Here is a 19,376-nt window from a genome sequence, read left to right as displayed (position 1 = left end):
GGACGCTCTATTTCAAGCCTTCGCCCGTAACGGAGCAAGCCGTTTGTTGTCATAGCCTGGTGCCAGGCTGCGGGTGGCTCGCCGAAGCATGCGGGCGGAATGCCTAACTATCGGTAAAGCAAGGGTAAATAGCGGGTAAAGAGGCTTTGCCTGGGCCCCCGCAATGCTTATCGTGCAGCCTGGAAAAAGCGCCTCCGTTCTAAGCCTGAAGAAGAACCATGACTCCAACGACCGGTAAATCCAAGTTCCGTACCCTGCGCCCGTGGCTGATCACCGCCCTGGCCTTCGCCGCCGTGATCGGCCTGGTGATGTGGCTGGCGGCGCCCGCCTCGGCACCGTCCTCCGACGGGCGACCCGGTCGCGGCGGCAAGCCGGGCGCCGCGCTGCCCAAGGCCAACGCGCTCACCGTCGGCGTGGCCAGGGTGGAGCAGGGCGACCTGGCGCTGCATTTCAACGCGCTTGGCACCGTCACCGCCTTCAACACGGTGAACGTCAAGCCGCGGGTCAACGGCGAGCTGGTCAAGGTGCTGTTCCAGGAGGGGCAGGAGGTCAAGGCCGGCGACCTGCTGGCGGTGGTCGACCCGCGTACCTACAAGGCGGCGCTGGCCCAGGCCGAGGGCACGCTGATGCAGAACCAGGCGCAACTGAAGAACGCCGAGATCGACCTGCAGCGCTACAAGGGGCTGTACGCCGAGGACTCGATCGCCAAGCAGACCCTGGATACCCAGGAAGCCCAGGTCCGCCAGTTGCAGGGCACCATCCGTACCAACCAGGGCCAGGTCGACGACGCCCGCCTCAACCTGACCTTCACCGAGGTCCGCGCACCGATTTCCGGGCGCCTCGGCCTGCGCCAGGTGGACATCGGCAACCTGGTCACCAGCGGCGATACCACGCCGCTGGTGGTGATCACCCAGGTCAAGCCGATCTCGGTGGTGTTCAGCCTGCCGCAGCAGCAGATCGGCACCGTCGTCGAGCAGATGAACGGCCCCGGCAAGCTGGCGGTCACCGCGCTGGACCGCAACCAGGACAAGGTTCTCGCCGAAGGCACCCTGACCACCCTGGACAACCAGATCGACACCACCACCGGCACGGTCAAGCTCAAGGCACGCTTCGAGAACGCCGACGGCAAGCTGTTCCCCAACCAGTTCGTCAACGTGCGCCTGCTGGCGCAGACCCTCAAGGGCGTGCTGACCATTCCGGCCAACGCTGTGCAGCGCGGCACCAACGGCATCTATGTGTACGTGGTCGGCGCCGACAACAAGGTCAGCCAGCGCAGCGTCGCCATCGGCACCAGCGAGAACGAGCGGGTGGTGGTGGAAAGCGGCCTGAAGGCCGGCGAGCAGGTGGTGGTGGAAGGCACCGACCGCCTGCGCGACGGTATGGAAGTGCGTGTCGCCGAGGCCTCCCCGCAGGTCCTCGAGGGCGAGCCGCAGAAACCGCAGACTGGCCGCCCCAGCGGCCTCCAGGGCGACTCGGTGGGTAGCGGGAGCGCTGAATGAACCCGTCCCGCCCGTTCATCCTGCGGCCGGTCGCGACCACCCTGCTGATGGTGGCGATCCTGCTCTCGGGCCTGATCGCCTACCGCTTCCTGCCGATCTCGGCGTTGCCGGAAGTGGACTACCCGACCATCCAGGTGGTCACCCTGTACCCCGGTGCCAGCCCGGAGATCATGACCTCGTCGATCACCGCGCCGCTGGAGAACCAGCTCGGGCAGATTCCGGGGCTCAACGAGATGTCTTCCAGCAGTTCCGGCGGCGCCTCGGTGATCACCCTGCAATTCAGCCTGCAGAGCAACCTCGATGTCGCCGAGCAGGAAGTCCAGGCGGCGATCAACGCCGCGCAGAGCCTGCTGCCCAACGACCTGCCGAACCAGCCGGTGTTCAGCAAGGTGAACCCGGCGGACGCACCGATCCTGACCCTGGCGGTGATGTCCGATGGCATGCCGCTGCCGCAGATCCAGGACCTGGTGGATACCCGCCTGGCACAGAAGATCTCGCAGATCTCCGGGGTCGGCCTGGTCAGCATCAGCGGCGGCCAGCGTCCGGCGGTGCGGGTGCGCGCCAACCCGACGGCGCTGGCGGCGGCCGGGCTGAGCCTGGAGGACCTGCGCAGCACGGTGACCAGCAACAACCTCAACGGCCCCAAGGGCAGCTTCGACGGCCCGACCCGTGCCTCGACCCTGGACGCCAACGACCAGTTGCGCTCGGCCGACGCCTACCGCGACCTGATCATCGCCTACAAGAACGGTTCGCCGCTGCGCATCCGCGACGTCGCCAGCGTCGAGGACGACGCCGAGAACGTGCGCCTGGCCGCCTGGGCCAACAACCTGCCGGCGGTGGTGCTGAACATCCAGCGCCAGCCGGGGGCCAACGTGATCGAGGTGGTCGACCGGATCAAGGCGCTGCTGCCGCAGCTGCAATCGACCCTGCCGGGGAATCTCGACGTGCAGGTGCTGACCGACCGCACCACCACCATCCGCGCCTCGGTCAAGGACGTGCAGTTCGAGCTGGCGCTGGCGGTGGCGCTGGTGGTGATGGTCACCTTCCTGTTCCTGCGCAACGTCTACGCCACCCTGATTCCCAGCTTCGCCGTGCCGCTGTCGCTGATCGGCACCTTCGGCGTGATGTACCTGTCCGGCTTCTCGATCAACAACCTGACCCTGATGGCGCTGACCATCGCCACCGGCTTCGTGGTCGACGACGCCATCGTCATGGTGGAGAACATCGCCCGCTACCTGGAGCAGGGCGACTCGCCGCTGGAAGCGGCGCTCAAGGGCTCGAAGCAGATCGGCTTCACCATCATCTCGCTGACCTTCTCGCTGATCGCCGTGCTGATCCCGCTGCTGTTCATGGGCGACGTCGCCGGGCGGCTGTTCCGCGAGTTCGCCATCACCCTGGCGGTGGCGATCCTGATTTCCGGCTTCGTCTCCCTGACCCTTACGCCGATGCTCAGCGCCAAGCTGCTGCGCCACGTCGACGAGGACCAGCAGGGCCGCTTCGCGCGCGCCGCGGGGCGGGTCATCGATGGTCTGATCGCACAATACGCCAAGGCCCTGCGGGTGGTCCTGCGGCACCAGCCGCTGACCCTGCTGGTGGCCATCGCCACCCTGGCGCTGACCGCGCTGCTCTACCTGGCCATGCCCAAGGGCTTCTTCCCGGTGCAGGACACCGGGGTGATCCAGGGCGTCGCCGAAGCGCCGCAGTCGATCTCCTTCCAGGCCATGTCCGAGCGCCAGCGCGCCCTTGCCGAGGTGGTGCTGAAGGACCCGGCGGTGGCCAGCCTGTCCTCCTACATCGGCGTCGACGGCAGCAACCCGACCCTCAACACCGGCCGCCTGCTGATCAACCTCAAGCCGCACAGCGAGCGCGACGTCACCGCCAGCGAAGTGATCCAGCGCCTGCAGCCCGAACTCGACCACCTGCCCGGGATCAAGCTGTACATGCAGCCGGTGCAGGACCTGACCATCGAGGACCGGGTCGCCCGCACCCAGTACCAGTTCACCTTGCAGGACGCCGACCCGGACGTGCTCGCCGAGTGGGTACCGAAGCTGGTGGCGCGGCTGCAGGAGTTGCCGCAGCTCGCCGACGTCGCCAGCGACTGGCAGGACAAGGGCTTGCAGGCCTACCTGAACATCGACCGCGACACCGCCTCGCGCCTCGGCGTGAAGCTCTCCGACATCGACAGCGTGCTCTACAACGCCTTCGGCCAGCGGCTGATCTCGACCATCTTCACCCAGGCCACCCAGTACCGCGTGGTGCTGGAGGTGGCGCCGCAGTTCCAGCTCGGCCCGCAGGCCCTGGAGCAGCTCTACGTGCCGTCCAGCGACGGCACCCAGGTGCGCCTGTCGAGCCTGGCGAAGGTGGAGGAGCGGCATACCCTGCTGGCGATCAACCATATCGCCCAGTTCCCCTCGGCGACCCTGTCGTTCAACCTGGCCAAGGGTTACTCCCTGGGCGAGGCGGTCGAGGCGATCCGTGGCGTCGAGGCCAGCCTGGAGCTGCCGCTGAGCATGCAGGGCAGCTTCCGCGGCGCGGCGCTGGCCTTCGAGGCCTCGCTGTCGAACACGCTGCTGCTGATCCTCGCCTCGGTGGTGACCATGTACATCGTCCTGGGCATCCTCTACGAGAGCTTCATCCATCCGGTGACCATCCTCTCGACCCTGCCCTCGGCCGGGGTCGGCGCGCTGTTGGCGCTGATGCTGGCGGGGCAGGAGATCGGCATCGTGGCGATCATCGGCATCATCCTGCTGATCGGCATCGTCAAGAAGAACGCGATCATGATGATCGACTTCGCCCTCGACGCCGAGCGCAACGAAGGCAAGCCGCCCCATGAGGCGATCTACCAGGCCTGCCTGCTGCGCTTCCGGCCGATCCTGATGACCACCATGGCCGCGCTGCTCGGCGCGCTGCCGCTGATGCTCGCCGGCGGCGCCGGCGCCGAGCTGCGCCAGCCGCTGGGCATCACCATGGTCGGTGGCCTGCTGCTGAGCCAGGTCCTGACCCTGTTCACCACCCCGGTGATCTATCTCTACTTCGACCGCCTGGCCCGTCGCTGGGCGGCCTGGCGCAAGCAGCGCGGGCTGGACCTGAACACCGAGGCCGGGTTCGACGGGGACGCCGGGCGATGAGTCTGTCCACGCCCTTCATCCGCCGCCCGGTCGCCACCACGCTGCTGACCCTGGCGTTGCTGCTCGCCGGCACCCTGTCGTTCGGCCTGCTGCCGGTGGCGCCGCTGCCCAACGTCGATTTTCCGGCCATCGTGGTCAGCGCCAGCCTGCCGGGCGCCAGCCCGGAAACCATGGCCTCGTCGGTGGCCACGCCGCTGGAGCGCTCGCTGGGACGGATCGCCGGGATCAGCGAGATGACCTCCAGCAGTTCGCTGGGCTCGACCACCGTGGTGCTCGTGTTCGACCTGGAGAAGGACATCGACGGCGCCGCCCGCGAGGTGCAGGCGGCGATCAACGGCGCGATGAGCCTGCTGCCCAGCGGCATGCCGAACAATCCCAGCTACCGCAAGGCCAACCCCTCGGACATGCCGATCATGGTTCTCACCCTGACCTCGGAGACCCAGAGTCGCGGCGAGATGTACGACCTCGCCTCGACCGTGCTGGCGCCGAAGCTGTCGCAGGTGCAGGGGGTAGGGCAGGTGAGCATCGGCGGCAGCTCGCTGCCGGCGGTGCGGGTCGACCTCAACCCGGATGCCATGAGCCAGTACGGGCTGTCCCTGGACAGCGTGCGCACGGCCATCGCCGCGGCCAACAGCAACGGCCCCAAGGGCGCCGTCGAGAAGGACGACAAGCACTGGCAGGTGGACGCCAACGACCAGTTGCGCAAGGCCCGCGAGTACGAGCCGCTGGTGATCCACTACAACGCCGACAACGGCGCCGCGGTGCGCCTCGGCGACGTGGCCAAGGTCAGCGACTCGGTGGAGGACGTGCGCAACGCCGGCTTCTCCGACGACCTGCCGGCGGTGCTGCTGATCGTCACCCGCCAGCCCGGCGCCAACATCATCGAGGCCACCGACGCCATCCACGCGCAACTGCCGGTGTTGCAGGAACTGCTCGGGCCGCAGGTCAAGCTGAACGTGATGGATGATCGCAGCCCGTCGATCCGCGCGTCGCTGGAAGAGGCCGAGCTGACCCTGCTGATCTCGGTGGCGCTGGTGATCCTGGTGGTCTTCCTGTTCCTGCGCAACGGCCGCGCCACGCTGATCCCCAGCCTGGCGGTGCCGGTCTCGCTGATCGGCACCTTCGCGGTCATGTACCTGTGCGACTTCAGCCTGAACAACCTGTCGCTGATGGCGCTGATCATCGCCACCGGCTTCGTGGTGGACGACGCCATCGTGGTGGTGGAGAACATCGCCCGACGCATCGAGGAGGGCGATCCGCCGATCCAGGCGGCGATCACCGGCGCCCGCCAGGTCGGTTTCACCGTGCTGTCGATGACGCTCTCGCTGGTCGCGGTGTTCATCCCGCTGCTGCTCATGGGCGGCCTCACCGGACGGCTGTTCCGCGAGTTCGCGGTGACTCTCTCGGCGGCGATCCTGGTGTCCCTGGTGGTATCCCTGACCCTCACGCCGATGCTCTGCGCGCGTCTGCTGCGTCCGCTGAAACGGCCCGAAGGCGCTTCCCTGGCGCGGCGCAGCGATCGCTTCTTCGCCGCCTTCATGCTGCGCTACCGCGCCAGCCTGGGCTGGGCGCTGGAGCACTCGCGGCTGATGGTGGTGATCATGCTGGCCTGCATCGCCATGAACCTCTGGTTGTTCGTGGTGGTGCCCAAGGGCTTCCTCCCGCAGCAGGACTCCGGGCGCCTGCGCGGCTACGCGGTGGCCGACCAGAGCATCTCGTTCCAGTCCCTGAGCGCGAAGATGGGCGAGTACCGCAAGATCCTCTCTTCCGATCCGGCGGTGGAAAACGTGGTCGGCTTCATCGGCGGCGGCCGCTGGCAGTCGAGCAACACCGGTTCGTTCTTCGTCACCCTCAAGCCGATCGGCGAACGCGACCCGGTGGAGAAGGTCCTCACCCGGCTGCGCGAGCGGATCGCCAAGGTGCCCGGCGCGGCGCTCTATCTCAATGCCGGCCAGGACGTGCGCCTGGGCGGCCGCGACAGCAACGCGCAGTACGAATTCACCCTGCGCAGCGACGACCTGACCCTGCTCCGCGAATGGGCGCCGAAGGTCGAGGCGGCGATGCGCAAGCTGCCGCAGCTGGTGGACGTCAACAGCGACTCCCAGGACAAGGGCGTACAGACCCGCCTGGTGATCGACCGCGACCGTGCGGCGACCCTGGGGATCAACGTGGAAATGGTCGACGCGGTGCTCAACGATTCCTTCGGCCAGCGCCAGGTGTCGACCATCTTCAACCCGCTGAACCAGTACCGGGTGGTGATGGAGGTCGACCAGCAGTACCAGCAGAGCCCGGAGATCCTCCGCCAGGTCCAGGTGATCGGCAACGACGGCCAGCGCGTGCCGCTGTCCGCGTTCAGCCACTACGAACCGAGCCGGGCACCGCTGGAGGTCAACCACCAGGGCCAGTTCGCCGCCACCACGCTGTCCTTCAACCTGGCGCCGGGCGCGCAGATCGGCCCGACCCGCGAGGCCATCATGCAGGCCCTGGAGCCGCTGCACATCCCGGTGGACGTGCAGACCAGCTTCGAGGGCAACGCCGGCGCGGTGCAGGACACGCAGAACCAGATGCCCTGGCTGATCCTCCTGGCGCTGCTGGCGGTGTACATCGTCCTCGGCATCCTCTACGAGAGCTACGTGCACCCGCTGACCATCCTCTCGACCCTGCCTTCGGCCGGGGTCGGCGCGCTGCTCGCGCTGATCCTCTGCCGCAGCGAGCTGAGCCTGATCGCGCTGATCGGCATCATCCTGCTGATCGGCATCGTCAAGAAGAACGCGATCATGATGATCGACTTCGCCCTGGAGGCCGAGCGCAACCACGGCCTGAGCCCGCGCGAGGCGATCCTCGAGGCCTGCATGATGCGCTTCCGGCCGATCATGATGACCACCCTGGCCGCCTTGCTCGGCGCCTTGCCGCTGATCTTCGGCATCGGCGGCGACGCCGCGTTGCGCCGGCCGCTGGGCATCACCATCGTCGGCGGGCTGATCGGCAGCCAGTTGCTGACCCTGTACACCACCCCGGTGGTCTACCTCTATCTCGACCGCCTGCGCCACTGGGTCAACCAGAAACGCGGCGTACGCACGGACGGTGCGCTGGAGACACCCCTATGAAACACACCCCCTCGTTGCTCGCCCTGGCCCTGGTCGCCGCCCTCGGCGGCTGCGCCATCGGCCCCGACTACCAGCGACCGGACCTGGCGGTGCCCGCCGAATTCAAGGAAGCCGAAGGCTGGCGCCGCGCCGAGCCGCGCGACGTGTTCCAGCGCGGCGCCTGGTGGGAGCTGTACGGCGACCAGACCCTGAACGACCTGCAGATGCACCTGGAACGTTCCAACCAGACCCTGGCCCAGTCGGTGGCGCAGTTCCGCCAGGCCGAGGCGCTGGTGCGCGGCGCGCGGGCCGCGTTCTTCCCGTCGATCACCGGCAACGTGGGCAAGACCCGCAGCGGCCAGGGCGGCGGCGATAGCACCGTGTTGCTGCCGGGAGGCTCGACGGTGAGCAGCGGCGGCTCTGGCGCGATCAGTACCAGCTACTCGACCAACCTCAGTGTCAGCTGGGAGGTCGACCTCTGGGGCAAGCTGCGCCGGCAACTGGAGGCCAACCAGGCGAGCCTGCATGCCAGCGCCGCCGACCTCGCCGCGGTGCGCCTCAGCCAGCAGTCGCAACTGGCGCAGAACTACCTGCAACTGCGGGTGATGGACGAACAGATCCGCCTGCTCAACGACACGGTGACGGCCTACGAGCGTTCGCTGAAGGTGGCCGAGAACAAATACCGCGCCGGCATCGTCACCAGGGCCGACGTGGCCCAGGCCCGCACCCAGCTGAAAAGCACCCAGGCCCAGGCCATCGACCTGAAGTACCAGCGTGCCCAGCTGGAGCACGCCATCGCCGTGCTGGTCGGCCTGCCGCCGGCGCAATTCAACCTGCCGCCGGTGGCGAGCGTGCCGAAGCTGCCGGACCTGCCGGCAGTGGTGCCGTCGCAATTGCTCGAACGACGGCCGGACATCGCCTCGGCGGAACGCAAGGTGATTTCCGCCAATGCCCAGATCGGCGTGGCCAAGGCCGCCTATTTCCCCGACCTCACCCTGAGCGCCGCCGGCGGCTACCGCAGCGGCAGCCTGAGCAACTGGATCAGCACGCCGAACCGCTTCTGGTCGATCGGCCCGCAGTTCGCCATGACCCTGTTCGACGGCGGCCTGATCGGCTCCCAGGTGGACCAGGCCGAGGCGACCTACGACCAGACCGTGGCGACCTACCGGCAGACCGTGCTCGACGGTTTCCGCGAGGTGGAGGACTACCTGGTGCAATTGAGCGTCCTCGACGAGGAGAGCGGGGTGCAGCGCGAAGCCCTGGAGTCGGCCCGCGAGGCACTGCGCCTGGCCGAGAACCAGTACAAGACCGGCACCGTCGACTACACCGACGTGGTCACCAACCAGGCCACCGCGCTGAGCAACGAACGCACCGTGCTGACCCTGCTCGGCAGCCGCCTGACCGCCAGCGTCCAGTTGATCGCGGCAATGGGCGGCGGCTGGGACAGCGCCGACATCGAGCGGACCGACGAGCGGCTCGGCCGGGTCGAGGAGGGCCTGCCGCCTTCGCCCTGAGTTCTTCTCGCTGCCTGTTCCTGACGAATGCCTTTCCCCGCTATTGCGCTTGCATGACACACCGCCGTCCGCGTCTCGGCTAGAGTGCGGCGGCGGATGTGGAGGTGAATACGTGTCGGGGAAGTTTCCGGAAAAGCCCTCGCGCCGAGGCTACTGGCTCGGCTGGTTGTGCCGCCTGGCCATGCTTGGCGGCGTCGCCGCGATGTTCTGGGCGCTGCTGCAATGCTTCGTCCTGCTGCACGGCGATCCGCCGCTCCAGCGCGCCCCGCTGCGGACGCCCTGGACCCTGCTGGCGCTCGGCCTGGCGCTGTTCCTCGCCGGTTTCTGCGGCGAGTACCGGCTGTGGCGGCGCCGCGCCGGTTGCTGAAACCGGCGTCAGGCAGCGCCCGTCGAAGGGAACAGCAGGCGCAGGTGGGTCTTCTGCTGCGGTACGCTTTCCGCTTCGGCGCGGCCGCCGTGGTAGGCCATGATCGATTGCACGATGGCCAGTCCCAGGCCGGTGCCGGCCTGGGCTCCAGTCTGGCGTCCGGCGCGGCGGTAGAAGCGCTCGAACAGGTGCGGCAGGTACTCCGGTGGGATGCCCGGGCCGTCGTTGCTGACCCTCACCTCGGTGTGCCCCGCGCGCTCCCCGATCCGCACGTCGATGCGCCCGCCTTGCGGGGTGTGGCGCACGGCGTTGGACACCAGGTTGGAAATGGCGCGCTGGATCATCAGGTTGTCGCCGTGGGCGAAGCCGCTGCCGGACAGGCGCAGTTCGACGCCCTTGTCCTCGGCGACCATCTCGTACAGGTCGATGACCTTGGCCGCCTGCTCGTGCAGGGCGACGCAGCCGAACTGGGCCTGGATCGCCGGGTTGTCCACCTGCACCAGGAACAGCATGTCGGTGACGATCCGCGACAGCCGCTCCAGTTCCTCGGCATTGGACTCCAGGGCTTCGCGGTATGCCGCGCTGTCGCGATGCTGGCTGAGCAGCACCTGGTTGCGCACCAGCAGGTTGCAGATCGGCGCGCGCAGTTCGTGGGCCAGGTCGTCGGAAAACTGCGAGAGCTGGCGTACGCCATCCTCGAGGCGGCCGAGCATGTGGTTGAAGCTGCGGGCCAGGCTGTCCAGCTCGCGCGGCAGGTTCTGCTCGGGGATGCGGTAGGAGAGATCCTGCGGGCTGACCTGGGCGGCCACCCGGCGGAAGCGGTTCAACGGTTCGAGGCCGGCACGCACCACCCACCAGGCGGCCAGGGCGATCAATGGCAGGAGGAAGGGCAGGGCCAGCAGGGTGGCGCGGAGGAAACCGTCGAGCAGGCGCTCGTCGGCGTTGCGCTCGCTGCTCAGCAACACCTGTACCGGGGTGCCGTTCTTCATGCGCATGGAAGCGCCGATGCTCAGCAGGCGCTGGTCGTTGCCGGTGCTCCAGCTCTGGAACACCGGCTGGCGGGCATCCGCCTGCAAGCGGGCGAGAAGCGCGCGGTTGGCCGCGACGCTGGCCGCGGCCTGGTCGCCGAAGCTCATCAGCGGCTGGCCGCTGCGGCTGTCGAGAATGCTCAGGTGCAGGCCGCTGTGAGCCACCAGTTGGTCCTGCAGGGCATGCGCCTGTACGGCCGGGTCGCTGCGCAGGTCGAGATCGTCTTCTAGGCTGTGGCGGATCTGCTCCAGCTTCAATTGCAGGTTTTCCCGCTCGCGGGCTTCCAGCTCGCGGCCGAGGTTCCAGTGCGCCATCGCGCCGAGCGCCAGGGCCAGCAGCGCGCCGAGGGCGCCGACCAGCAGGGCCAGGCGCAGCGACAGTCGGCCTGGTGGCGTCATCGGCGCGCTTCCAGGACGTAGCCGACGCCGCGAATGGTATGGATCAGCTTGAGGTCGAAGCCGTCGTCGATCTTCGCCCGCAGGCGGCAGATGGCGACTTCCACCACGTTGGAGTCGTTGTCGAAGTTCATGTCCCAGATCAGCGAGATGATCTGCGTCCGGGTGATGACGTCGCCGTTGCGCCGCATCAGCAGGTGCAGCAGGGCGAACTCCTTGGTCGTCAGGTTGATCCGCACCCGGCCGCGGAAGGCCCGGTGGCGGCTGGCGTCCAGCTCCAGGTCGGCGACCCGCAGGACGTCCTGCATCGGTGCCTGGTCGTGGCGGCGCAGCAGCGAGCGGACCCGCGCCAGCAGTTCGGGGAACTGGAACGGCTTGACCATGAAGTCGTCGGCGCCGAGATCGAGGCCGCGCACCTTGTCGGTCAGCCTGCCATGCCCGGTGAGCATCATCACCCGCGCGCTGCTGCGTTCGCGCAGGCGGCGGAGCAGGTCCCAGCCGTCGATGCCGGGCAGGTTGACGTCGAGGATCACCAGTTCGTAAGGGTGTTGCAAGGCCATGTGCAGGCCGTCGATGCCATCGTTGGCGCGGTCGACGATGTAGCCGCTTTCGGTCAGGCCCTGGTGCAGGTAGTCGGCAGTCTTGACTTCATCTTCGATAATAAGGATGCGCATGTTCGCCCCTATATAAAGTATGGATTCATTTGCAAGTAAATGTTTAAGTGCATTGCTATAAAGTTACATTGCGGGCGTTGCCTGGATAGAGTCCTGGAAATGTAATTTCATATCGTTGCGCTGCTTCGATGATAATTATCGAATGACCGGGTAGTTCTCCCGGGAGTCCGCCTGAAAACTTTGGAAATGTCCGCGGCGCAAGCACCGCTGGGCGTGAGGGGCAATGCCTTTTGTAAGCGCATGTTGCTTTTGTCCCTATGTTTCATCCAACTATTGCCAGTCTCTTCGAAGGTTGCCGAAGTGTAACCGCTAATTGTCCGTGGAGAATATTCATTACCGACTTGTAATTCTTCCGTCACCTTGCCGATAAGCCCCGCTACCTAACATCTGCCGCATCCCGGAAGTGCAACTTCGAATATCGCCGGCGAGATATCGCCGATGAACGGTTGCGTGGTTCCGGGCCGGTAATGGATCGCCGTCGCCGACGACGATCAGCAGACGAGGAGCGGAACATGCCGATACTTCGGCCACTGGCCAGCGCGGGGAAACGCGCCTGCTGGCTACTGATGGGACTCTGCCTGGGCCTGCCGGCCCTGGCGAACGAGGCGCCGGTGAGTTTCAACGGCACTTCGATCAGCCTCGAGCAGGCGTTGGAGCGGGCCCTGCGGAGCAACCCCGAGCTGGCGGCGGTGGGGCGCGAGACCGAGATCGCCAGCGGCGCGCGGCAGCAGGCCGGGCTGATCCCCAACCCGGATCTGTCCTGGAGCGTCGAGGACACCCGCCAGGGCAATCGCCAGACCAGCGTCAGCATCGCCCAGCCGCTGGAGCTGGGCGGCAAGCGCGGCGCGCGGGTGGAGGTGGCGAAACGCGGCAGCGAGATCGCCTGGACCCAACTGGAAGTCCGTCGCGCCGAACTGCGGGCCCAGGTCCGTGGCGCCTACTACGCGGCGCTGACCGCGCAGGAGCGGGTGCGCCTGGCGAAGACCTCCCTGGACCTGGCCAGGCGCGCGCTGCAGGCCGCCGACCGACGGGTCAAGGCCGGCAGCATCTCTTCGGTGGAACGGGTCCGCGCCCAGGTCCTGGCGGACAACGCCCAGCTCGACTTGAGCCAGGCGGAGCTGGAGCAGCAGCGCACCTATGTGCAGCTGTCGAGCACCTGGGACGAGCCGCAGCCAGGCTTCGCCAGGGTCGGCGGTGCGCTCGACGCGGTGCCGGCGAGCATCACCCGTGGCGCCTTGCTGCGCCATCTCGACGAGTCGCCGACCTTGCGCCTGGCGGCCCAGGAGGTAGCGCGCGGCGAGGCCCAGGTCGACCTGGAGAAGCGCCAGCGCATCCCCAACCTGACGGTCAGCATCGGCAGCAAGTACGACCAGACCGCCCGCGACGGACGTGGCGAACGGGTCAACCTGATCGGCCTGTCGATGCCGCTGCCGCTGTTCGACCGCAACCAGGGCAACATCTACGCCGCCCAGAGCCGCGCCGACCAGGCCCGCGACCTGCAGCGCGCGACCCAGCTGCGTCTGCGCAGCGAAGCGGTACAGGCCTACGACCAGTTGCGCACCTCGGAACAGGAGCTGGCGCTGGTCCGCCGCGACCTGCTGCCCGGCGCACAGAGCGCGCTGGACTCGATGACCCGCGGCTTCGAGATGGGCAAGTTCAACTTCCTCGACGTGCTCGACGCCCAGCGCACCCTGGTCGGCGTCCGTGCCCAGTACGTGCGCGCGCTGGACGCCGCGGCGCAGGCGCGGGTGAGCATGGAGCGCCTGCTCGGCGAAGACATCGGCCACCTCGGCCAGTGAGATTTCCGGGGCGGGCCGCCGGCGCGCCCCCCGAACGGTTCGGGAGAACAGAATGGGCAAGAAGACGATTATCGCGGTGACCGCACTGGCACTGCTCGGCCTGGGCGGCGGCGCCTACCTGGAGCTGGGCGGCAAGGCGCCGGCCGGCGCCGGCGAAGCGGCCGCCGAGGGCGAGGGCAGCGGACCGCGCGGCGGCATGTTGTTGCGCCAGGGCGACCTGACCCTGGAACTGCTGGTGCCGGAGGACGGCAGCCCGCTCAAGGCCTGGGTCGAGCGCGGCGGCAAGGCGCTGGCGCCGCAGGAGGTGGTCCTCGGCGCCGACGTCGAGCGCGCCACCGGCGAGGTCGAGGACCTGCTGTTCAAGGCCAGCGGCGATGGCCTGGTGGCCAATGCCGGGATCGCCGAGCCGCATGCCTTCACCGCGCGCCTCAAGCTGATGGCCGGCAAGCAGGGCTACGACTTCGCCTTCACCCGCGAGGAGGGCAAGCTGGAGCTGGATGCCGAGCAGATCGAGGCCGCCGGCATCACCCTCGATACGGCGCGGACGATCAGCCTGGCCCAGGTGGTCTCGCTGCCCGGCGAGATCCGCTTCAACGAGGACCGCACCGCGCATATCGTCCCGCGCCTGCCGGGGATCGTCGACAGCGTGCCGGCCAACCTTGGCCAGGCGGTGAAGCAGGGCGAGCTGCTGGCGGTGATCAGCAGCCCGCAGTTGTCCGACCAGCGCAGCGAATTCGCCGCCGCCCAGCGCCGCCTGAGCCTGGCGCAGAGCACCTACAAGCGCGAGCAGCAGCTGTGGAAGGAGGGCATCTCCGCCGAGCAGGAATTCCTGCTCGCCCGCCAGGGTTTGCAGGAAGCCGAGATCGCGCTGAACAACGCGCGGGCGAAGATCGCCGCGCTCGGCGGCAATCCCAGCCTGCAGGGCGGCAACCGCTACGAGCTGCGCGCGCCGTTCGCCGGGGTGCTGGTGGAAAAGCACCTGACCCAGGGCGAGCCGGTGGACGGCACCGCCAACGTCTTCACCCTGTCCGACCTGTCCTCGGTCTGGGCCACCTTCAACGTGCCCGCGCAACTGCTCGGCCAGGTCCGCGTCGGCAGCAAGGTCAAGGTGCTCGCCCAGGCGCTGGATAGCGAGGTGGAGGGCACCGTGTCCTACATCGGCGACCTGCTCGGCGAGCAGACCCGCGCGGCCACCGCCCGGGTCACCCTGAGCAACCCCGAGAGCACCTGGCGCCCGGGCCTGTTCGTTTCCGTGCAGGTGGCCGAGGCGACCCGCAAGGAAGTCCTGACGGTCGCCGACGGCGCGGTGCAGAACGTCGACGGCGAGGACGTGGTGTTCGTCCGCGTGGCCGACGGCTTCGTGGTCCAGCCGGTCAAGCTGGGCATCAGCGACGGCCAGCGCGTCGAGGTCCTCGAGGGCCTGCGCGCCGGCAGCCAGGTCGCCGCCAGCGGCAGCTTCATCCTCAAATCCGAACTGGGCAAGGGCTCGGCGGAACACGGTCACTGAGTCCCGCTCCAGGAGTCTTCGCATGTTCGAACGCATCATCCAATTCGCCATCGAGCAACGCTGGCTGGTCCTGCTGGCGGTGCTGGGGATGGCCGGGGTCGGCATTGGCAGCTACCAGAAGCTGTCCATCGACGCGGTCCCGGACATCACCAACGTCCAGGTGCAGATCAATACCGCCGCCCCCGGCTACTCGCCGCTGGAAGTGGAGCAGCGGATCACCTACCCGGTGGAGACCGTCATGGCCGGCCTGCCGGGTTTGCAGGAAACCCGTTCGCTGTCGCGGCCGGGGATTTCCCAGGTGACGGTGATCTTCGAGGAAGGCACCGACATCTACTTCGCCCGCCAGCAGGTCAACGAACGCCTGAGCACGGCGCGCGAGCAACTGCCGGAAGACATCTCGCCGACCCTCGGGCCGATCTCCACCGGTCTCGGCGAGATCTACCTGTGGACGGTAGAGGCCGAGGAGGGCGCGACCAAGGAGGACGGCAGCGCCTACACGCCCACCGACCTGCGCACCATCCAGGACTGGATCATCCGTCCGCAGTTGCGCAACGTGAAGGGCGTGGCCGAGATCAACACCATCGGCGGCTACGCCAAGCAATTCCTCATCGCCCCGGATCCGAAGAAGCTCGCGGCCTACAAGCTGACCCTCGGCGACCTGCAGAACGCCGTGCTGCGCAACAACGAGAACGTCGGCGCCGGCTACATCGAGCGGCGCGGCGAGCAGTTGCTGATCCGCGCGCCGGGCCAGGTCAAGGACATGGACGATATCCGCGGGATTATCGTTTCCAACGTCGACGGCGTGCCGATCCGTATCCGCGACGTCGCCGAGGTCGGCCTGGGCAAGGAGCTGCGCACCGGCGCGGCCACCGAGAACGGCCGCGAAGTGGTGCTCGGCACGGTGTTCATGCTGATCGGCGAGAACAGCCGGGAAGTGGCCCAGGCGGTCGGCCAGCGCCTGGAGGAGATCAACCGGACCCTGCCCAAGGGAGTCAAGGCGATCACCGTCTACGACCGCACCACCCTGGTGGACAAGGCCGTGGCCACGGTGAAGAAGAACCTGGTGGAAGGCGCGGCGCTGGTGATCGCGGTGCTCTTCCTGTTCCTCGGCAACATCCGCGCGGCGCTGATCACCGCCACCATCATCCCGCTGTCGATGCTGTTCACCTTCACCGGGATGGTCGGCAACAGGGTCAGCGCCAACCTGATGAGCCTCGGCGCGCTGGACTTCGGCATCATCGTCGACGGCGCCGTGGTGATCGTCGAGAACGCCATCCGCCGCCTGGCCCACGCCCAGGCCCACCACGGCCGCCAGCTGACCCGCGCGGAACGTTTCCACGAGGTCTTCGCCGCGTCCAGGGAGGCGCGCCGGGCGCTGATCTTCGGCCAGATCATCATCATGGTGGTGTACCTGCCGATCTTCGCCCTCACCGGGGTCGAGGGGAAGATGTTCCACCCGATGGCGTTCACCGTGGTCACCGCGCTGCTTGGCGCGATGATCCTCTCGGTGACCTTCGTCCCGGCGGCGATCGCGCTGTTCATCACCGGCAAGGTCAAGGAGGAGGAGAACTTCGTCATGCGCCGCGCGCGTCTGGCCTACGAACCGGCGCTGCGCTGGGTGCTCGGACACCGCGCGCTGGTGGTCGGCGGCGCCCTCGGCGCGATCCTGCTCACCGCGCTGGTGGCCTCGCGGATGGGCAGCGAGTTCATTCCCAGCCTCAGCGAGGGCGACTTCGCCATGCAGGGCCTGCGGGTGCCGGGCACCAGCCTGACCCAGTCGGTCGAGATGCAGCAGACCCTGGAGAAGAAGCTGATGGGCAAGTTCCCGGAGATCGAGCGGGTCTTCGCCCGCACCGGGACCGCCGAGATCGCCTCCGACCTGATGCCGCCGAACGCCTCCGACAGCTACGTGATGCTCAAGCCGCAGAGCCAGTGGCCGGACCCGAAGAAGTCGCGGGAGGCGCTGCTGGAAGAATTGCAGGCCGCGGCCCTTGAGGTGCCGGGCAGCGTCTACGAGTTCTCCCAGCCGATCCAGTTGCGCTTCAACGAACTGATCTCCGGGGTGCGCAGCGACGTCGCGGTGAAGGTCTTCGGCGACGACATGCAGGTGCTCAACGACACTGCGGAGAAGATCTCCAAGGTGCTGCAAGGCATCGACGGCGCCTCCGAGGTGAAGGTCGAGCAGACCACCGGCCTGCCGGTGCTGACGGTGGACATCGACCGCGACAAGGCGGCACGCTTCGGCCTCAATGTCGGCGACATCCAGGACACCGTGGCCACCGCCCTCGGCGGACGCAATGCCGGTACCCTGTTCGAGGGCGACCGCCGCTTCGACATCGTCATCCGCCTGCCGGAAACCCTGCGCGCCGACCTGCCGGCACTGTCCAACCTGCTGATCCCGCTGCCGCCGAACAACCTGGCGCGGATCGACTTCATCCCGCTGTCGGACGTGGCGCGCCTCGACCTCTCGCCGGGACCGAACCAGATCAGCCGGGAGAACGGCAAGCGGCGCATCGTGGTCAGCGCCAACGTGCGCGGTCGCGACATCGGCTCGTTCGTGCTGGAAGCGCAACAGAAGCTGCAGGACGGGGTGAAGATCCCGGCCGGCTACTGGACCACCTGGGGCGGCCAGTTCGAACAGTTGCAGTCCGCCGCCAAGCGCTTGCAGGTAGTGGTGCCGGTGGCGCTGCTGCTGGTGTTCACCTTGCTCTTCGCCATGTTCAACAACGTCAAGGACGGCCTGCTGGTGTTCACCGGCATCCCCTTCGCCCTCACCGGCGGGGTGCTGGCCCTGTGGCTGCGCGGGATACCGCTGTCGATCTCGGCGGCGGTGGGTTTCATCGCCCTGTCCGGGGTGGCGGTGCTCAACGGCCTGGTGATGATCTCCTTCATCCGCAACCTGTTGCAGGAAGGACGCAGCCTCGACCAGGCGGTGTGGGAGGGCGCCATCACCCGCCTGCGTCCGGTGCTGATGACCGCCCTGGTGGCGTCCCTCGGTTTCGTGCCGATGGCCCTGGCCACCGGCACCGGCGCCGAGGTGCAGCGGCCGCTGGCGACGGTGGTGATCGGCGGCATCCTGTCCTCGACCATGCTGACCCTGCTGGTGCTGCCGGTGCTCTATCGCTGGACCCACGGGCGCGACGCCGGACCGCGCGAGGAGACGCCGGCGGCCGGCTGAAGCGGGCGCGCAAGCGGGCCGGCAGGGGAAACCCTGGCGGCCCTTTTTCGTTGGCCGTTGGACGGATTCCGTTCGATTATCGCACGCGATTGCCGGCCCGGATTGTCGCCGGCGGGGGGCTTGCGTAGTGTGGGTGGACGTTCCGCGCCCGGCGCTTGGCGCCGCGCGGCGATAACAACAACGATAGCAGCCTGAGTGTCCTGCCCATGAATGCCTCCTTGCTCAGCGAGCGCAGCCGGGTGTTCGAACGTGCCGACCCCTATGCGGTGTCCGGCTACGTCAACCGGCACGTCGGTACGCACTGCATACGCCTGCCGGCCGCCGGCAGGCCGCAAGCCAGCCTCGACCACCGCACCTTCGCCAGCCTCGACCTGTGCCGGATCAGCTACGGCGCGGCGGTACGGGTCACCTCGCCGGCGCTGGAAAGCATCTTCCACCTGCAGATCCTCCTGCGCGGCCACTGCCTGTGGCGCGGCGGCGGGCAGGAACACGCCCTGGCGCCGGGCGAGCTGTTGCTGATCAACCCGGACGATCCGGTCGACCTGACCTATTCGGCGGACTGCGAGAAATTCATCGTCAAGCTGCCCTGCGCGCTGCTCGAAGCGATCTGCGCCGAGCAGCGCTGGAGCCATCCGGCACGCGGCGTGCGCTTCCTCGAACATCGCTATCGCCTGGACCAGCTGGAAGGCTTCGTCGGCCTGCTCGCCCTGGTCTGCCGCGAGGCCGAGTCCGGCGAGCGGCTGGCGCGGGTCGACAGCCACTTCGAGCAGATCCTCGGCAGCAAGCTGCTGACCCTGCTGAAGACCAATGTCAGCCGCGAGGACCCCGGCGATGCGCAGGTCGTCTTCGCCCGCCTCGATGCCTATATCCGCCGCCATCTGCAGAGCGAGATCGAGGTCGCGGCGCTGGCCGAGCAGGCGCACATGAGCACCCGTTCGCTGTACGCGCTGTTCGAGCGCCAGCTTGGCGAGAGCCCTCGGCAATACATTCGCCGGCTGCGCCTGGAGCGCATCCGCGCCTGCCTGGAAGACCCCGGCTGCCGGGTACGCAACCTCACCGAACTGGCCCTGGACTTCGGTTTCGCCCACCTCGGCCGCTTCGCCGAGCAATATCGCCGGCAGTTCGGCGAGCTGCCTTCGGAAACCCTGCGCCGGCGCGCCTAGCGCCGACCGCCACGGCGTGCAGGAATCGGCCAGCGAT

General features: G+C 67.9%; 11 protein-coding genes. 9 read left to right on the top strand and 2 right to left on the bottom strand.

All coding sequences use genetic code 11. The features are described 5' to 3' along the window. The first annotated feature begins 218 nt into the window (after positions 1–218). From muxA to FOC67_RS13170, 5 genes are all read left to right on the top strand, one after another. Positions 219–1,499 (top strand): multidrug efflux RND transporter periplasmic adaptor subunit MuxA, encoded by a 1,281-nt coding sequence (gene muxA / locus FOC67_RS13190; RefSeq protein ID WP_003111498.1) that lies wholly within the window; start codon positions 219–221, stop codon positions 1,497–1,499. Further along, positions 1,496–4,627, top strand: coding sequence for a multidrug efflux RND transporter permease subunit MuxB (muxB, locus tag FOC67_RS13185; protein WP_009314148.1), 3,132 nt, complete (start codon positions 1,496–1,498; stop codon positions 4,625–4,627). Before muxA ends, muxB begins: the two co-directional genes overlap by 4 nt. Beyond that, positions 4,624–7,734: a multidrug efflux RND transporter permease subunit MuxC gene (gene muxC, locus FOC67_RS13180; protein WP_003089914.1), complete on the top strand. Its 3,111-nt coding sequence runs from the start codon at positions 4,624–4,626 to the stop codon at positions 7,732–7,734. The genes muxB and muxC overlap by 4 nt, the downstream gene beginning before the upstream one ends. Further along, entirely contained in the window at positions 7,731–9,227 is a 1,497-nt protein-coding gene (gene opmB, locus FOC67_RS13175) for a multidrug efflux RND transporter outer membrane subunit OpmB (RefSeq protein ID WP_009314149.1), read from the top strand. The genes muxC and opmB overlap by 4 nt, the downstream gene beginning before the upstream one ends. 112 nt (positions 9,228–9,339) lie before the next feature. Further along, a complete protein-coding gene (locus FOC67_RS13170) occupies positions 9,340–9,594 on the top strand; it encodes a hypothetical protein (protein WP_003111752.1) in 255 nt (84 codons plus the stop codon). An 8-nt stretch (positions 9,595–9,602) separates the two neighbouring features. On the opposite strand, the gene FOC67_RS13165 is transcribed toward FOC67_RS13170, so the two are convergent. Continuing rightward, entirely contained in the window at positions 9,603–11,021 is a 1,419-nt protein-coding gene (locus FOC67_RS13165) for a sensor histidine kinase (protein ID WP_003089902.1), read from the bottom strand. Further along, entirely contained in the window at positions 11,018–11,692 is a 675-nt protein-coding gene (locus FOC67_RS13160; RefSeq protein ID WP_003089900.1) for a heavy metal response regulator transcription factor, read from the bottom strand. Before FOC67_RS13160 ends, FOC67_RS13165 begins: the two co-directional genes overlap by 4 nt. Positions 11,693–12,204: 512 nt before the next feature. Here FOC67_RS13160 and FOC67_RS13155 point away from each other — a divergent pair. The 4 genes from FOC67_RS13155 to FOC67_RS13140 all read left to right on the top strand — a co-directional run bounded on the left by FOC67_RS13155 (position 12,205) and on the right by FOC67_RS13140 (position 19,339). Continuing rightward, positions 12,205–13,491, top strand: a complete 1,287-nt coding sequence (locus tag FOC67_RS13155) for a TolC family protein (RefSeq protein WP_009314150.1) — start codon at positions 12,205–12,207, stop codon at positions 13,489–13,491. Between the two features lie 52 nt (positions 13,492–13,543). After that, positions 13,544–14,998, top strand: a complete 1,455-nt coding sequence (locus tag FOC67_RS13150; RefSeq protein WP_003109532.1) for an efflux RND transporter periplasmic adaptor subunit — start codon at positions 13,544–13,546, stop codon at positions 14,996–14,998. A 22-nt stretch (positions 14,999–15,020) separates the two neighbouring features. After that, positions 15,021–18,176, top strand: a complete 3,156-nt coding sequence (locus FOC67_RS13145; RefSeq protein ID WP_003139106.1) for an efflux RND transporter permease subunit — start codon at positions 15,021–15,023, stop codon at positions 18,174–18,176. A 206-nt stretch (positions 18,177–18,382) separates the two neighbouring features. Beyond that, positions 18,383–19,339, top strand: coding sequence for an AraC family transcriptional regulator (locus tag FOC67_RS13140; RefSeq protein WP_003109534.1), 957 nt, complete (start codon positions 18,383–18,385; stop codon positions 19,337–19,339). The last annotated feature ends 37 nt before the right edge of the window (positions 19,340–19,376 follow it).

The sequence above is a fragment of the Pseudomonas sp. FDAARGOS_761 genome (genome assembly GCF_013343155.1).
GTDB classification, from domain to species: Bacteria; Pseudomonadota; Gammaproteobacteria; order Pseudomonadales; family Pseudomonadaceae; genus Pseudomonas; species Pseudomonas aeruginosa.
The sequence above is the reverse complement of the archived record's forward strand: the minus strand, read 5'-3'. Positions and strand labels throughout refer to the sequence as shown.

Bases quoted from the DNA above. Each gene is read 5' to 3' on its own strand.
- muxA (WP_003111498.1), top strand. From the start codon at position 219: ATGACTCCAACGACCGGTAAATCCAAGTTCCGTACCCTGCGCCCGTGG.
- muxB (WP_009314148.1), top strand. From the start codon at position 1,496: ATGAACCCGTCCCGCCCGTTCATCCTGCGGCCGGTCGCGACCACCCTG.
- muxC (WP_003089914.1), top strand. From the start codon at position 4,624: ATGAGTCTGTCCACGCCCTTCATCCGCCGCCCGGTCGCCACCACGCTG.
- opmB (WP_009314149.1), top strand. From the start codon at position 7,731: ATGAAACACACCCCCTCGTTGCTCGCCCTGGCCCTGGTCGCCGCCCTC.
- FOC67_RS13165 (WP_003089902.1), bottom strand. From the start codon at position 11,021: ATGACGCCACCAGGCCGACTGTCGCTGCGCCTGGCCCTGCTGGTCGGC.
- FOC67_RS13160 (WP_003089900.1), bottom strand. From the start codon at position 11,692: ATGCGCATCCTTATTATCGAAGATGAAGTCAAGACTGCCGACTACCTG.
- FOC67_RS13155 (WP_009314150.1), top strand. From the start codon at position 12,205: ATGCCGATACTTCGGCCACTGGCCAGCGCGGGGAAACGCGCCTGCTGG.
- FOC67_RS13150 (WP_003109532.1), top strand. From the start codon at position 13,544: ATGGGCAAGAAGACGATTATCGCGGTGACCGCACTGGCACTGCTCGGC.
- FOC67_RS13145 (WP_003139106.1), top strand. From the start codon at position 15,021: ATGTTCGAACGCATCATCCAATTCGCCATCGAGCAACGCTGGCTGGTC.
- FOC67_RS13140 (WP_003109534.1), top strand. From the start codon at position 18,383: ATGAATGCCTCCTTGCTCAGCGAGCGCAGCCGGGTGTTCGAACGTGCC.